We start from the raw sequence: 15,130 nt of genomic DNA, 5'->3' as shown, positions 1-15,130 counted from the left end.
TCGTCAGCCGATTGGCCCGATCAACGGGCGCCCGGAATCCGGAGGGTGAATGCGGCGGGAAAGACGCAGAGGTGCCGAGTCATTCCTCGGCCAGCGGGTCGGGTGGCCCCTCGCCATCGAACATGTCCGACTGTCCCTCGTCCTCGTCCTCGCCGTCGTCGAGGCCGAAGCCCGGCGGTGGACGGTTGTCGAGAAGGCCGGCAGCCCGCAGATCGCGCAGCCCCGGCAGATCGCGGGCGCTTTCGAGCCCGAAGTGGTCGAGGAAGTCCGGCGTCACCACGAAAGTCACCGGGCGGCCCGGTGTCATCCGGCGGCGGCCGAAGCGAATCCACTCCATCTCCAGCAATTGGTCGATGGTGCCGCGAGAGACGGAGACACCACGGATCTCCTCGATCTCGGCCCGGGTGACGGGCTGATGATAGGCGATGATTGCCAGCGTCTCGATGGCCGCGCGGGACAGTTTCCGTGTTTCGACGGTTTCCTTCTGCATCAGGAAGCCAAGATCCGGTGCCGTGCGCAGCGCCCATCTGTCGGCGACCTTCACCACATGCACGCCGCGGCCTTCGTAGCGTTTGCGAAGGCGCTCCAACGCCTGGGCGGCATCGGCGCCGTGGGGCATGCGCGCGTTCAGATCTGCGATCGAGACAGGCTCGGAGGTGGCGAAGAGGATGGCCTCCACCATCCGCTCCTGTTCGCCCTCGGGCGGCGCCTCGAATAGGCTCTCCTCCTCCTGCGGGGACGCGCTGTCGTCAACCATCCCGGGCGCCCTCCTCGCTGGCGCGGATCTGGATCGGTGCGAATGTCTCCGGCTGGCGGATCGTGATCTTGCCCGCCTTCACCAACTCCAGCGAGGCCGCGAAGGTGGCCGCCGTGGCGCTGCGCCGCTTGGAAGGGTCGAGTTCCCAGCCGTCGGGGAGATAGGACATGAGGTCGGTCCACTCACCGGCGAATCCCACCAGCGGGCGCAGACGTTCCAGCGCCATTTCCATGGTGAAGAGGTTCTCCCGGTCCATCACGAAGGGCCGGAACTCGTCCTTGGTCCGGATGCGGGCATAGGCCTGCATCAGGTCCATGAGTGTCGCCGTATAGGTTACGGAGCGGGTTCGCTCGACCTGTTCGATGAAGCCGCGGACGAAGAAATCCTTGCCCTTCTGGTCCCGCGCCATCAGCTTTGCCGCGCTGTCGCGCATCGCCTGAAGACGTTCCAGCTGGTAGGCGAGGTGCGCGGCGAGATCTTCGCCCGAGGGGCCCTCCTCGTCCGGGTCAGGCGGCAGCAACAGGCGGGACTTCAGGAAGGCCAGCCAGGCGGCCATGACCAGATAGTCGGCGGCCAGTTCGATCCGCAGCGACTTGGCGCGCTCCACGAAGCTCAGGTATTGCTCGGCAAGCTCCAGGATGGAGATCTTTCGCAGGTCCACCTTCTGGGTGCGCGACAAGGTCAGCAGAAGATCGAGCGGGCCTTCGAAGCCGTCCACGTCCACGATCAGCGCCTCGGCGGCAAGCCGCTCTGCGACCGCCTCGTTCACCGCCTGGTGCACCATGTCTTCAGCCATAGACGTCCCCGTTCAGAAGGTCGGCAAGTTCGGCTTCCACCGCCGGAATGTCAATCGGATCGGGCGCCTTCCGGTGGGCAAGCGCACGCTCCGCCCGAGCTTCGGCGGAGGCGGACATCGCACCCGCGGCCTCGACCACCGCGCGCATCTCTTCCAGTTCGCCGTTGCAATGCAGAACCAGGTCGCAGCCAGCCGCGACCGAGGCGGCGGCCCGCTGGCCGACGCTGCCCGACAAGGCCTCCATCGAAAGGTCGTCGGTCATCAACAGCCCGTCAAAGCCGATCTCGTTGCGGATCAAGCGGACCATGACGTCCGATTGCGTTGCAGGACGCGCAGCATCGAAGGCGGTGTAAAGGAGGTGCGCGGTCATCGCCATCGGCAGATCCCGAAGCGCCGCGAAGGGAGCGAAATCCTCGTCGCGCAATGCCTCCGCCGTCGCATCAACCCGCGGCAGATCCTTGTGACTGTCATTTCGGGCGCGACCGTGGCCGGGGATATGCTTGACCACGGGCAGGACGCCGCCTGCAAACAGGCCCTCGGCCGCCGCACGCGCGCCTGTCACGACACTGGCGGCGTCCTCGCCAAAACAGCGATTGTAGAGAAAGGGATGCGTCTGCGTCCGTGCAATGTCGGCTGCCGGAGCGCAATTGACGTCGATCCCGACATCCGACAGTTCCTGCGCGATCAGCCTGTGGCGCAGGAACATCGACCGCGCCGCCGCTTCCAGCGACCCGACGCGGCGCATCTGGTCGAGTGGCGGGTGCCACAGCCGCCAATGCGGCGGGCGCATGCGTTGCACGCGGCCGCCTTCCTGATCGATCAGGACCGGGGCCTTCCATCCGACGCTGCCACGCAGATCCGCCGTCAGTGCACGAAGCTGCTCCGGGCTGTCGACGTTGCGGGCAAAAAGGATGAACCCCCATGGCTGCGCCTCGCCGAAGAACGTGGCCTCCGCAGCACTCAGGCGGGTCCCCTCGCAACCGAGGATGGCGGCGCAGCGACCTGTCACCGGGCCACAACCGGGATGCAATCGGCGCTTTCGGCCACCAGCGCGGCACAGAAACGACGCGCCTCGGAGAGATCAGAGAAACCCATCGCCCGCAGGCGCCAGAAATCCCGTCCGCCGGCACTCGCCTCAAGGATCACCTGGGCCTTGTCCTCCATCAGCGCCCCGAAGCGGCCAGAGATCCGGCCCCATGCGGCCTCTGCTTCGTCCTGGGTGTCGAACGCGCCCAGTTGTACGAGCCGTGTCCCGGCGGGCACATCGGCGGCCGCAACCTGCTGTGGTGACTTGGTGCTGGTGCTGCGTGTGACAATCGCGCCTTCCCCTGTGACGCCATTCGACGACGGGGAAACCGCGCGCACCGGACGGACGACGGGACGGATCGAGCGGATCACCCCCTCCTGGGTCACGATGGACCGCGCCGTACCGGAAATGTCTTCATCAGTCTTGGTTGAAAGCGGCTCGGACCCTGCCGTGGCAGCGGTGGCCAGCGCCAGCGCCTTCGCGATCGGATCGTCCGCCGGGATGTCCTCGGTCAGCGATGCGGGGGTCACCGGCGCATCATCGACTGTCACCTGCGCCAGCGCCTCAGTCGCGCTCTCGGCCTCCTTCGCGGCCTTGGCCTCCGCCTTGGAGGTATCGGCCTCCGTCAGGGCCACGGGCTCGGGCGCAAGGACAAGCTGGGATTCCGGCACCGATGCCACCCCGAGCGCCTGCACATCGTTGACCGCAAGGCCCGCATGATCGGAGATGGCGCCCCCCGGCGTCTCCGGCGCAACGCGCATGGGGCCTTCCAGCGCGCGCACCACGGGAACACCGTTGAGGTCACGCATGACCTGGCTGTAGCCCCAGTAAGCACAGCCACCGATCAAGCCAAGCGACACCACCGCGCCCATGACATGAATGAAAAGCCGCGCCTTGCCGGGACCGGCGACCTGGTAGGCCTCCGCACCCTCGGGAACAGCACCGAGTTCGAATGCTCTGTGTTCAGATCCATAGGACGCCTGCACAACGTCCCTGCCCTGACCATACGCCGGGTCCAACATGCTCCGCCTCGTTCTTTTTCTCCGCGGAGTCCTGAAATGTCGGAATGCTCGCGCGGGGTCTTGCCTGCCAAAGTTGCCCCGCGCACGCCGTTGATCAGCGCATTTCTTCAACCGGGGTCACGCCAAGGATACCAAGACCGGTGGAAATCACAACGGTTACGGCTCGGGCGAGCGCAATTTTAGCCTGACTCGTGGCCGGATCGCCCTCCTGGAGGAAACGCAGCCCAGTCTCCTCGTTGCCCTTGTTCCACAGAGCGTGCAGCAACCCGGCGAGATCGTAGAGGTAGAATGCGACCCGGTGCGGCTCGTTGGTCCGCGCCGCAATCTCCAGAAGGCGGGGCCATTCGGCGATCTTGGCCGCCACCGCCAGTTCGGAGGGATGCAGCATGTCGGAGAGGTCGGCGGCCATCAGCGTCGCGTCGTCCACGGCGATCCCGGCCTCGTCCGCCTTGCGGAGCACCGACTTCACCCGCGCATGTGCGTATTGCACGTAGAAGACCGGGTTGTCCTTCGATTGCTCCAGCACCTTGTCGAAATCGAAGTCCAGCGGCGCATCGTTCTTCCGCGTCAGCATGACGAAGCGCGTCACATCCGGCCCGACCTGGTCCACCACGTCGCGCAGGGTCACGAAGGTGCCGGCCCGCTTGGACATCTTGAACGGTTCACCGTTCTTGTAGAGCTTCACCAGCTGCGTGAGCTTGATGTCCAGCGGCACCCGGCCGTCCGACAGCGCCGACACGGCGGCTTTCATCCGTTTGACATAGCCGCCATGATCGGCGCCGAACACGTCTATCAGCGCGTCGAAGCCGCGCTCCACCTTGTCGTAGTGATAGGCGATATCGGGCGCGAAATAGGTCCAGGCGCCATCGGATTTCTTCACCGGGCGGTCCACATCATCGCCATGTTCGGTCGACTTGAAGAGGGTCTGCTCGCGCGGCTCCCAATCCTCGGGCTTCTTGCCCTTCGGTGGCTCCAGTACGCCCTCGTAGATCAGGCCCTTGCTCTCAAGTGCTGCCAGTGCCGCCTCGATCCGCCCCGTGCCGTAGAGCGACTTCTCGGAGTAGAACTCGTCCATTGTCACGCCGAGCGCGGCGAGGTCTTCCCGGATCAAGCCCATCATCTTGTCGGTGGCGTAGTCGCGGATCTCCTCCAGCCAGACGGATTCCGGCTGCCCGACATAGGCATCGCCCACCTTTTCCTTGAGCGCTTCGCCCACCGCAATCAGGTAGTCGCCGGGATACGTGCCGTCCTCGAAGGCGACCTCCTGCCCATGCGCTTCGAGGTAGCGCAGGTAGACCGACCGCGCGAGCACGTCGACCTGTGCCCCGCCATCGTTGATGTAGTACTCGCGCGTCACGTCATAGCCCGCGAAATCCAGCAGCGCGGCCAGCGCGTCGCCGAAGACCGCGCCCCGCGTGTGCCCCACGTGCAGCGGCCCGGTCGGGTTCGCGGATACGAACTCCACGTTGATCCGCTTGCCCTGCCCCATGTCGGACTTGCCGAAGGACGCCCCCTGCTCCAGCGCGGCCTTCACCACGTCGGCCCACACAGCCGGCGCAAGGCGTAGGTTCAGGAACCCCGGCCCGGCAACATCCGCCGTGTCCACACGGGCATCCTCACCCAGCTTCGCGGCGAGCGCCTCGGCAATGTCGCGCGGCTTCTTTTTCGCCGGCTTGGCCAGCACCATCGCGGCATTCGTCGCCATGTCCCCATGCGCCGCATCGCGCGGCGGCTCCACCGACACATTGGCGTAGTCGAGCCCTTCGGGCAGTGTGCCATCGGCGACCAGCCCGTTCAGGGCGTCGACAACAAGGGCACGGATATCGGCATAGATGTTCATCGTTCAGGCTCCGCAGACGTTGCCGGGCGGTGTATCAGAGGCACATGCGGCGTCAATGGCCCCTCAGCCGACGTCCCCTGCCCCTGCCTCCGGCTCCGGCGGTACCATGGCGATCAGTTGCACGCCCGGCGCGGGGGTGAACTCCGCGTCATCCCGCATCAATCGCATCCGACCGTTCTCCACCCGGCCGATCAGGAACCCCTCCGGATGCATCTCGCGCCAGTTTTCCAACGTGAACTCCTCCGAAAGCCGCGTCGCGCGCAGCTCCCAGCCCTCGACCATCAGTCGGTCCATGTCGACGAACCCCGCGCCCCTGCCAAACGACCGCCCCCCCAGCGTGGCGGGGAGCGCGTGGCGTGCCAAATGCTCTTTCTCGCGCTGGAACTGGAACACGTTGTCCCGCCCGAATTCCGGCGCCAGGTCGGTGGCCACAAGCGTGTTGTAGGGATCGTTCTCGCTTCCCGCGAGCACCATGCCATAGTTCATCAGGTCAACCCCGACCTCCGCACCCTCCGACAGGACGTCTCCATAATAGTTGGGCAGTCCCGCCTTGCGCGCCTCGCGCAGCCGGTAGAAGTTGCGGTCGGTCACCATGACCGGCACCTCGATCGACTGGCAGAGCTTGCCAAGCGCGGTCGAGAACCGGGAGCCGCCGACGATCAGCAACCCCGGCGTATCTGTGCTGGCCAACCCCAGTGCGCGGGCCAGCGGCGCCAGTGTGAAGCCGTGCAGGATCACTGTGGTCGCAACCAGCGCGAAGGCAAGCGGCACGATCCGGTGTCCATCCTCGACGCCGATCCCGACGAGCCTCTCGCCAAAGAGCCCGGCCACCGCGACGAGGACCACCCCGCGCGGGCCGGTCAGCCCAACCAGCAACTGCTCCCGGAACGGGATCGCGGTTCCGAGCAGCGACAGCAGGACGGTGGCGGGACGAACGACGAAGATCACCACCAGCAGGAAGGCAATGCCCTGCCAGCCCAGCAGCTGCAACGAACCGAGGTCCATCGAGGCCGCCAGCAGGATGAACACGCCGGAGACCAGCAGGATCGTCGCGTGCTCCTTGAACCGTCTCAGTTCGATAAACGACGGCAGGTCCGAGTTCGCGATCACCAGCCCCATCATCGTCACCGCCAGCAGCCCGCTTTCGTGGGTGATGAAATCCGTCAGCACAAAGATCGCCAGGACCGCCACGAAGAGCACCGGGACCTTCATGTATTCCGGCACCAGCGCCCGACGGAAGGCCTGCACCACGAGCCATCCGGCCAGCCAGCCCACGGCCCCGGCCAGAACGAAGGCCAGCGCCAGCCGGATCAGGGAGCCGTCGAAGTCGAGCCCCTGCCGGAACTCCACCACAAAACTGAAGGCCAGGACCGCCGCCATGGCCCCGAGCGGATCGTTGACGATGGCCTCCCACTGCAACATCATTGCCGGCCTGCGCGACAACCGCGCCGAGCGCAGCAGTGGCGCGATGACCGTCGGGCCGGTCACGATCATGATGCCGCCGAACACGATCGCGGCCGCCCAATCGAGCCCGGCCACGAAATACAGTGCCGCCGCGGACAGAAACCAGCCCACCGGGGCGCCGACAATCACCAGCCGCTTCACCCCGTCCGCCGCATCCCGCAACCGGTGCAGATTCAACGTCAACCCGCCCTCGAACAGGATGATTGCCACCGCGATGGATATCATCGGCTCGACGATCGCGCCGATGTCCCGCGACGGCACCATCAGCCCCGTTACCGGCCCCACGATCAGGCCAGCCACCAGCATCAGCACGATAGCCGGCATTCGCAGCCGCCATGCGAGCCATTGCGCGCCGACCCCGATCACGCCGATCATGGCCAGGGCAACTTCCGGGGACAGGGCGCCGGTGGCAGCGGTGGACATGGTCGCTCTCCTGAATTCCTGCCACCAGCAGGCAGGCTCCCTGCCCGCCCGTCAAGCCGGAATACCGTCAAGCCTTTCTGATTTCCGAATTAATCGCGCACCGAATGTCCAGCTATTCGTCAAAAAGCCGCCCGTGTTCCTGCAGGGCGAACCTGTCGGTCATCCCGGCCACGTAGTCGGCCACGATCCGCGCGAGCGCAGTATCGCCTTTGGCCGATGCCACATCCGCCTGCCAGGCCGTCGGCAAGAGATCCGGCCGCTCCATGTAGAGCGGGAAAAGATCCTCCACGACCCGGGTCACCCGCTCCCGTTCCCGCATCACCGACGGCGCACGGTACATGCGGTGGAAGAGAAACGCGCGGATCACCTCGATTTCGACCCAGACCGGCTCGGAGAACCGTACCACCGGCCGGCCAAGATCCCGGACCGCCTGCGCGCAGCCCGGCGCTGCCTCTTCCAGGGTCGCGCGGGCGGTATCGATGACGTCGGTGACCATCACGCCAAACACACGCCGAAGCGCCTCGTGGCGGCGCCGGATCCCGTCGATCTCGGGCCAGAGGGCGTCGATCTCGGCATAAGCCGGCCCGACGATCGGCAGCTCCGCCACTTCCGCATCTGAGAAAAGCCCCGCCCGGAGACCGTCCATAAGGTCGTGGTTGTTGTAGGCGATGTCGTCGGACAGGGCCGCCACCTGCGCCTCGGCGCTGGCATGGGTGTGCAGTTCCAGATCGTGAACCGCATTGTACTCGGCCAGACCGTAGGGCAGCGGCCCCTCGACCGGACCATTGTGCTTGGCAATCCCTTCCAGCGTCTCCCAGGTCAGGTTGAGCCCGTCGAACCCCGCGTAGTGCCGCTCCAGCGAGGTCACGATACGGATCGCCTGCGCATTGTGATCGAAGCCGCCATAGGGTGCCATCAGCGCATGCAGCGCGTCCTCGCCGGTGTGCCCGAACGGCGTGTGGCCAAGGTCATGGGCCAGGGCGACGGCTTCCGTCAGTTCCTGGTTCAGCCCCAGCGTGCCCGCGATCGTCCGCGCCACCTGCGCGACCTCGATGGAATGCGTCAGGCGGGTGCGGAAATAGTCGCCCTCGTGTTCGACAAACACCTGTGTCTTGTGTTTTAGCCGCCGAAACGCCGAGGAATGGATGATCCGGTCGCGATCCCGTTGAAAAGGCGAGCGGAAGGTGGAGAGTGCTTCCGGGTGCAACCGCCCACGGCTGTCCGCGGGCATGCAGGCATAGGGGGCCAGGCTCATGGGAATCCTTGTTGTACCGTTCCGAGGGCCATATATCCCGGTTGTGAACGGAATGCGACGAGGCAATGGAGCCAGATCATGGACTTGACCCTGCCACCGACAGTGACAGAGCGGGCGTTCGCCCGGCTGGCGGAGCTTGAAGCCGCGCCGAAGGCATTGCGGGTTGCCGTCGAGGGCGGCGGATGCTCCGGCTTTCAATACGAGATCACGCTCGACGAGCCGAAGGAAGACGACCTGGTGCTGGAGGGTCAGGGTCAGAAGGTCGTCGTGGATACCGTGTCGCTGCCGTTCCTGGAAAACGCGACCATCGATTTCGCGGACGAGCTGATCGGCGCGCGTTTCGTGGTGAACAACCCGAACGCGACCTCGTCCTGTGGCTGCGGGATCTCCTTCTCCATGTAAGCGCAGGCCGGCGCGTGCATTGCGCCGGGAATGGGCCGAACCACCGGAACAGCGCGCGATCATTTGCATCGCCCAACCGCGCCTTGCGTCGCCTCCAACGGTCTGGGATGGTGCATCGCAAAAGGGGGCGCCATGAAAATCGCGACATTCAACATCAACGGGATCAAGGCGCGCCATGTCGCGCTCTGCGAGTGGCTGGACGAGGCGCAGCCCGATGTGGCGCTGTTGCAGGAGATCAAGTCCGTCGACGAGGGCTTCCCCCGCGAGATGTTCGAAGACCGCGGCTATAACGTCGAAACCCACGGGCAGAAGGGGTTCAATGGCGTGGCGATCCTGTCGAAACTGCCGCTGGAAGATGTGACCCGCGGCCTGCCCGGTGACGACAGCGACGAACAGGCCCGCTGGATCGAAGCGACTGTGATGGGCGAACACACCTCCGTCCGCCTCTGCGGGCTGTACCTGCCCAATGGAAACCCCGTGCCGGGGCCGAAATACGACTACAAGCTGGCCTGGATGGAGCGGTTGAAATCCCGCGCCAAGGCATTGATGTCGCGGGAAGAACCGGCCCTCATGGCTGGCGACTACAACATCATTCCGCTGGACGAGGACGCCGCCCGCCCGGAGGTCTGGCAGGAGGATGCGCTGGCCCGCCCCGAGAGCCGAAGGGCCTATCGCGAAATCGTCAACCTCGGCTTCACCGAGGCATTCCGCGCCCGTGTCAGGGGCGGCGGTCACTACTCTTTCTGGGACTATCAGGCGGGTGCCTGGGATCGCAATGACGGCATTCGAATCGACCACTTCCTGCTGACACCGCAGGCCGCCGACCTGCTGCGGGATTGCGCGATCGACAAGGACATACGCAACCGGCCGAAGCCATCGGACCATGTGCCCGTGTGGATCGAACTGGCGGCCTGACGGCGGGTTATCCCCTCCGTCCGGGCCATCTTCTGATGAGATCGATCGACCAGAGACCCCGACGCAGTTTCGCTCTCCGCCGGGAAACCCAAGGCCCGCGAAGCCGCCCTGCTATTCGGCAAGCTCCATCTGGCAGGCGCGGGTCGCCTCCATCGCCTCACCGGCGCCACTCAGGTCGACGGTGAACTCCCGGCCGCTTCCCGGGTTCACGACCATCTCCGACTGCGTGGACAGGTCGAACCCCATCAGGGGATTGTTGCCGATGAAGTAGCCGCCGGAATAGCCGTCGCGCTGCACTCCCTGGGCCACACCGTTGTAGACCAGCCCGCCGAGTCCGATCCGGATCTCCCCGGTTTCGCCATCGCGAATGCCCGTCTCGCCTTCCGTGTAGAGACCGAGATAGCCCATATCCACCTTGCCCCCGGTGCCCATCTGCATGACGAGGCCCTCGTCGGTGACGATCTCCATGAAACAGCTGCTGTTGGCCTCGTTGACGAAAATCCGCCATCCCGCGACCTCGCCCTTGGAGGCGTAGGGCTGCGCGAATGTGACCGTCGCGCCAAACAGGGCGGCGACGGATACGAGACACTTGAGACTGGGCATGGGACCTCCGAAATAGATGATGTGCAACGACCCTATCTGCCTATCGGTAAGGGTTTTTTGACACTCTGCCCAGAGGGTCGCGACAGGAACGGCGGAGTGGCGCCACCGCGAGGGGTATTCTCCTCACACAGGGATTTGGGCGCCGGGTCTTCGACCGGCCACCCGACCTCGGACAAAACATCACCTTCGCACCACAACCGTATGTCTTGAAAAGAAATTGGGGCGCCGCAAGGGCGCCCCAGTTTGGCTTATCAGGCTCGGTTTTTTGTACCGCCCGGTTTTCTGCCTGCGGCCTGATCCGCCCGGAGCGAGCGCACTCGCCCCTGAAACCGCGCCATGCCCGGGGAAGCAGGCATGGCGGGGTATCCCTAGCTGCAGCCCGACGTGGCGCCGCAGGTGTTGCACTTCATGCAGGTGCCGTTGCGCACCAGCGTGTAGTTTCCGCATTCGCCGCAGGCCTCGCCCTCGTAGCCCTGCATGCGGGCCTTGGTGCGATCGTCCATCGCGGAGACCGAACCGACGGCGGTCTCGGCGCTTGCGGAGGTTTCCGGAACCAGCGTCTGCAACGTCGCCAGCGGGTCGGCTGCGCCGTCCAGAACCGTGCCCCCGGCCATGCTCTCGCCGCCACCCTGCAAAACCACGAGTTCCTGCGGGAGGCGCTTGCGGAGGTAGCCGGTGGACGAGATCTGCTTGAGCACCTGGAGGGACTTGCTCGCAGCTGTCTCGCTCAGTTCCTGAAGGTTCTCGATGCCCTCGTTCTGATCGCCCCGTCCCAGATCGTCGAAGGTGTGCCCCGAGGGTTTCACATGCGCCAGGTCGGTACGGTCGAGGTAGGAGACCGCGAGTTCCCGGAAGATGTAATCGAGGATCGAGGTCGCGTTCTTGATGCTGTCGTTGCCCTGAACGATGCCTGCAGGCTCGAACTTGGTGAAGGTGAAGGCGTCGACGAACTCCTCCAGCGGCACGCCGTACTGAAGGCCGACGGAGACCGCGATGGCGAAGTTGTTCATCATCGCCCGGAAGCCAGCGCCTTCCTTGTGCATGTCGATGAAGATCTCGCCAAGCGAACCGTCACCGTATTCGCCCGTGCGCAGGTAGACCTTGTGACCGCCGACATTGGCCTTCTGGGTATAGCCCTTGCGGCGCTCCGGCATCTTCTCGCGGTGGGAGCGAACGATTTCCTTGACGATGACCTTCTCGATGATCTTCTCGGCCAGCACTTCCGCCTTCTGCTGCGGGGTGCCGGTTTCCAGCGTCTCCTGTGCGTCCTCGTCATCCTCGACCAGTGCCGCGGCCAGCGGCTGGCTCAGCTTGGACCCATCGCGATAGAGCGCGTTCGCCTTGGTGCCGAGCGACCACGACAATTCGTAGGCGCGTTGGCAATCCTCGATCGTCGCATCGTTGGGCATGTTGATCGTCTTGGAGATCGCGCCGGAGATGAAGCTCTGCGCGGCGGCCATCATCTTGATGTGGCTATCGACCGACAGGAAGCGCTTGCCCTTTTTGCCACAGGGGTTGGCGCAATCGAAGATGCCGTAGTGCTTCGGATCCAGATGTGGCGCACCTTCCAGTGTCATGGTCCCGCAAACGTGGTCGTTGGTTGCCTCGATCTGCGCCCTGGTGAAACCGAGATCGGTCAGCATGTCATAACCGGGATCGTTCAGCTTCTCGGCCGGGATGCCAAGGACATCGGTGCAGAACTCCGTCCCCAGCGTCCACTGGTTGAAGACGAAGCGGATGTCGAAGGCCGACGGCAGGGCCGCCTCGATCTTGTCGATCTCCGCCTGGCCGAAACCATTCCCTGCCAGCGATGTGTGGTTGATGCCCGGGGCATTGCCAAGCGTGCCGTGGCCGACCGCGTAGGAGACGATCTCCTCGATCTGGCTGGAGGAATAGCCCTGCTTTTCAAGCGCGGCGGGAACCGAGCGGTTGATGATCTTGAAGTAGCCACCGCCGGCGAGCTTCTTGAACTTCACCAGCGCGAAGTCGGGCTCGATGCCAGTGGTGTCGCAATCCATCACGAGGCCGATGGTGCCGGTTGGAGCGATCACCGTGGCCTGCGCGTTGCGGTACCCGTTGATCTCTCCAAGGCGCAGGGCCTCGTCCCATGCGTGCTTGGCCAGCTCCGAGAGGGTCTTGTCAGGGTTGGAAGCGTGATCCAGTGCCACAGGCTTCACCGCGAGATCCTCATAGCCTTCGGTGTTGCCGTAGGCCGCGTTGCGGTGGTTGCGGATGACCCGCAGCATGTGCTTGCTGTTGCGTTCATAGGCGGAGAACGGCCCCAGCTCGCCCGCGATCTCGGCGGAGGTCGCGTAGGCCACACCGGTCATGATCGCGGACAGCGCGCCGCCAAGCGCCCGGCCCTCGTCGCTGTCGTAGCTGTAGCCCATGTTCATCAGCAGACCGCCGATATTGGCATAGCCAAGACCGAGGGTGCGGAAGTCATAGGACAGTTGCGCGATTTCCTTGGACGGGAACTGCGCCATGGTCACGGAGATTTCGAGCGTCAGCGTCCAGAGCCGCGTGGCGTGCATGTAGTCCTCGGCCTGGAACTTGCCGTCCTTGAGGAAGGTCAGCAGGTTCATGGAAGCGAGGTTGCAGGCCGTGTCGTCGAGGAACATGTACTCGGAACACGGGTTGGAGCCGCGAATCTCACCGTCTTCCGGGCAGGTGTGCCAGGCGTTGACGGTATCGTGGAACTGGATGCCCGGGTCGGCGCAGGCCCAGGCGGCATGGCCGATCTGTTCCCAGAGTTCGCGCGCCTTGATGGTCTTTGCGACCGAACCGTCGGTGCGGCGCAGCAGTTCCCAGTCGGCGTTGTCCCGAACCGCCTGCAGGAAGGCGTCCGTCACGCGAACAGAGTTGTTTGAATTCTGCCCCGAGACCGAATTGTAGGCTTCGCTGTCCCAATCCGTGTCATAGGTCGGGAACTCGATCGAGGAATAGCCCTGACGCGCGTACTGGAGAACGCGGTTGATATAGGTCTCGGGGATGGCGACCTTCTTGGCCGCTCTGATGGCGCTCTTCAGCGCATCGTTCTTCTTGGGGTCGGTGGCGTCTTCGATCGTACCGTCCCACTGCCCGATAGCAGAGAAGATCTCGTTCAGTTTCGCCTCGTGCATCTTCGAGCCCGCGACAATGCTGGCGACCTTCTGCTCTTCCTTCACCTTCCAGTTGATGAATTCTTCGATGTCCGGGTGATCGGCGTCGCAGATCACCATCTTCGCGGCACGACGGGTGGTGCCGCCTGACTTGATGGCACCAGCGGCGCGGTCACCGATCTTCAGGAAGCCCATCAGGCCGGAGGACTTGCCGCCACCCGAAAGGGCCTCACCTTCGGCGCGCAGCGACGAGAAGTTGGTGCCGGTGCCGGAGCCGTACTTGAACAGGCGCGCCTCGCGCACCCACAGGTCCATGATACCGCCTTCGTTGACCAAGTCGTCGGAAACGGACTGGATAAAGCAGGCATGCGGTTGGGGGTGTTCGTAGGCAGAGTTGGACTTGGTCAGCTTGCCGGTCTTGTGGTCGACATAGTGGTGCCCCTGGCTGGGTCCGTCGATGCCATAGGCCCAGTGCAGGCCGGTGTTGAACCATTGCGGGGAGTTCGGCGCCGCGCGCTGGGTGGCCAGCATGTAGCGAATTTCGTCGAAATAGGCGCGGGCATCGGATTCGCTGGTGAAATAGCCACCTTTCCAGCCCCAGTAGGCCCAGGCACCGGCAAGGCGATCAAAGACCTGCCGGGCGGAGGTTTCACCGGCAAAGCGCTCTCCTTCGGGAAGCTCCGCCAGCGCCTTCTCGTCGGGCACCGAGCGCCAGAGAAACTCGGGCACGCCCTTTTCCTTTACCTTCCGCAGTTTCGCGGCGACGCCGGCCTTGCGGAAGTATTTCTGCGCGATGACATCGGAAGCAACCTGGCTCCATGCCGCGGGCACGTCGATGCCTTCAAGGCTGAACACGACCGTTCCGTCGGGATTGCGGATCTCCGACGTGGTCGTGGAAAAGGCCAGCCCGGCGTAGGCATCTTCACCGGCGGTGGTAAACTTTCTGTCGATCTTCATGGTCGCCCCGTGCGCTATCTCTGCCGCCTGAACTGCGGTCTTTGTCCCAGCCGTCCCGGTCTTCCCACCGGAAACGAAATTCGTGCGAGCCGTGGAGGCAAAGAGGTACCCTGCGCGCCCTTGGGGTGGCACGCATTGAGGGGCGGCATTGGGGCCGTCCGGCTGTTCAGGTATCTGTCCCCTTTGCGATCCGGAGCCACTATATGTTGTGGCCTTCTCAGCTCGCTCCCACAAACTGGCGTAGGTAGCCCCAAGGGGTCAACGGGAAAATTTGAAGCAAACGGCAAAACTTTCCCTTGACCGATGCACCGGATTTTGCGCCGCCCGACGCCATCCGATTCACTTCGTTAACGGGTCGTGAACACCAATACTGGCGGTACCGGTTGTATTACGAACAAAATATGGGGCTGAGCGCCGGACCCGGTCGCGCCTTCCGGGGCGGAACCCGTTAATGTTCAGAATGGTTCCAAACTGCGCAGGCGTGCAGAAGCGCAACACAATATCTGGTGGGTTTTGCCCAAGAATGGGGCAACTGGCGCAAGTGCAGCCGCAGCATTTTTTTGCTGCA

The 15,130-nt window shown here is 64.4% G+C and carries 11 protein-coding genes; 2 read left to right on the top strand and 9 right to left on the bottom strand.

The features are described 5' to 3' along the window. Nucleotides 1-79 precede the first annotated feature (79 nt). The 7 genes from scpB to CLV78_RS03510 all read right to left on the bottom strand — a co-directional run bounded on the left by scpB (nucleotide 80) and on the right by CLV78_RS03510 (nucleotide 8,584). Entirely contained in the window at nucleotides 80-757 is a 678-nt protein-coding gene (gene scpB, locus CLV78_RS03540; protein WP_106203360.1) for an SMC-Scp complex subunit ScpB, read from the bottom strand. Then, nucleotides 750-1,553 (bottom strand): segregation and condensation protein A, encoded by an 804-nt coding sequence (locus CLV78_RS03535; RefSeq protein WP_106203359.1) that lies wholly within the window; start codon nucleotides 1,551-1,553, stop codon nucleotides 750-752. Before CLV78_RS03535 ends, scpB begins: the two co-directional genes overlap by 8 nt. Then, nucleotides 1,546-2,562: a beta-N-acetylhexosaminidase gene (gene nagZ / locus CLV78_RS03530; RefSeq protein ID WP_106203358.1), complete on the bottom strand. Its 1,017-nt coding sequence runs from the start codon at nucleotides 2,560-2,562 to the stop codon at nucleotides 1,546-1,548. Before nagZ ends, CLV78_RS03535 begins: the two co-directional genes overlap by 8 nt. Continuing rightward, nucleotides 2,559-3,602 (bottom strand): SPOR domain-containing protein, encoded by a 1,044-nt coding sequence (locus CLV78_RS03525; RefSeq protein WP_106203357.1) that lies wholly within the window; start codon nucleotides 3,600-3,602, stop codon nucleotides 2,559-2,561. The genes nagZ and CLV78_RS03525 overlap by 4 nt, the downstream gene beginning before the upstream one ends. A 94-nt stretch (nucleotides 3,603-3,696) precedes the next feature. Next, nucleotides 3,697-5,442: an arginine--tRNA ligase gene (gene argS / locus CLV78_RS03520; RefSeq protein ID WP_106203356.1), complete on the bottom strand. Its 1,746-nt coding sequence runs from the start codon at nucleotides 5,440-5,442 to the stop codon at nucleotides 3,697-3,699. 63 nt (nucleotides 5,443-5,505) lie between these two features. After that, complete coding sequence (locus tag CLV78_RS03515; protein WP_106203355.1) at nucleotides 5,506-7,329, bottom strand: cation:proton antiporter; 1,824 nt, start codon at nucleotides 7,327-7,329, stop codon at nucleotides 5,506-5,508. A 112-nt stretch (nucleotides 7,330-7,441) separates the two neighbouring features. Then, complete coding sequence (locus tag CLV78_RS03510; RefSeq protein ID WP_106203354.1) at nucleotides 7,442-8,584, bottom strand: deoxyguanosinetriphosphate triphosphohydrolase; 1,143 nt, start codon at nucleotides 8,582-8,584, stop codon at nucleotides 7,442-7,444. A gap of 84 nt (nucleotides 8,585-8,668) precedes the next feature. Here CLV78_RS03510 and CLV78_RS03505 point away from each other — a divergent pair, with 84 nt between their 5' ends. Further along, nucleotides 8,669-8,986 carry a HesB/IscA family protein gene (locus CLV78_RS03505; protein WP_106203753.1) on the top strand — a complete coding sequence of 106 codons (318 nt, stop codon included), beginning with the start codon at nucleotides 8,669-8,671 and terminating at the stop codon, nucleotides 8,984-8,986. 132 nt (nucleotides 8,987-9,118) lie between these two features. Then, complete coding sequence (xth, locus tag CLV78_RS03500) at nucleotides 9,119-9,901, top strand: exodeoxyribonuclease III (RefSeq protein WP_106203353.1); 783 nt, start codon at nucleotides 9,119-9,121, stop codon at nucleotides 9,899-9,901. Nucleotides 9,902-10,012: 111 nt separating this feature from the next. On the opposite strand, the gene CLV78_RS03495 is transcribed toward xth, so the two are convergent. Continuing rightward, nucleotides 10,013-10,504: a hypothetical protein gene (locus CLV78_RS03495; RefSeq protein WP_106203352.1), complete on the bottom strand. Its 492-nt coding sequence runs from the start codon at nucleotides 10,502-10,504 to the stop codon at nucleotides 10,013-10,015. 368 nt (nucleotides 10,505-10,872) lie between these two features. After that, nucleotides 10,873-14,562, bottom strand: coding sequence for a vitamin B12-dependent ribonucleotide reductase (locus tag CLV78_RS03490; RefSeq protein ID WP_106203351.1), 3,690 nt, complete (start codon nucleotides 14,560-14,562; stop codon nucleotides 10,873-10,875). Nucleotides 14,563-15,130: the final 568 nt, after the last annotated feature.

It is taken from the genome of Aliiruegeria haliotis, from assembly GCF_003003255.1.
Classification (GTDB): domain Bacteria; phylum Pseudomonadota; class Alphaproteobacteria; order Rhodobacterales; family Rhodobacteraceae; genus Tropicimonas; species Tropicimonas haliotis.
This window is presented reverse-complemented; position numbering and strand designations above follow the sequence as displayed.

Excerpts from the sequence above, each read along its gene's own strand:
- scpB (WP_106203360.1), bottom strand. The coding sequence starts at position 757 with ATGGTTGACGACAGCGCGTCCCCGCAGGAGGAGGAGAGCCTATTCGAG.
- CLV78_RS03495 (WP_106203352.1), bottom strand. The coding sequence starts at position 10,504 with ATGCCCAGTCTCAAGTGTCTCGTATCCGTCGCCGCCCTGTTTGGCGCG.
- CLV78_RS03515 (WP_106203355.1), bottom strand. The coding sequence starts at position 7,329 with ATGTCCACCGCTGCCACCGGCGCCCTGTCCCCGGAAGTTGCCCTGGCC.
- CLV78_RS03510 (WP_106203354.1), bottom strand. The coding sequence starts at position 8,584 with ATGAGCCTGGCCCCCTATGCCTGCATGCCCGCGGACAGCCGTGGGCGG.
- argS (WP_106203356.1), bottom strand. The coding sequence starts at position 5,442 with ATGAACATCTATGCCGATATCCGTGCCCTTGTTGTCGACGCCCTGAAC.
- CLV78_RS03535 (WP_106203359.1), bottom strand. The coding sequence starts at position 1,553 with ATGGCTGAAGACATGGTGCACCAGGCGGTGAACGAGGCGGTCGCAGAG.
- CLV78_RS03525 (WP_106203357.1), bottom strand. The coding sequence starts at position 3,602 with ATGTTGGACCCGGCGTATGGTCAGGGCAGGGACGTTGTGCAGGCGTCC.
- CLV78_RS03490 (WP_106203351.1), bottom strand. The coding sequence starts at position 14,562 with ATGAAGATCGACAGAAAGTTTACCACCGCCGGTGAAGATGCCTACGCC.
- xth (WP_106203353.1), top strand. The coding sequence starts at position 9,119 with ATGAAAATCGCGACATTCAACATCAACGGGATCAAGGCGCGCCATGTC.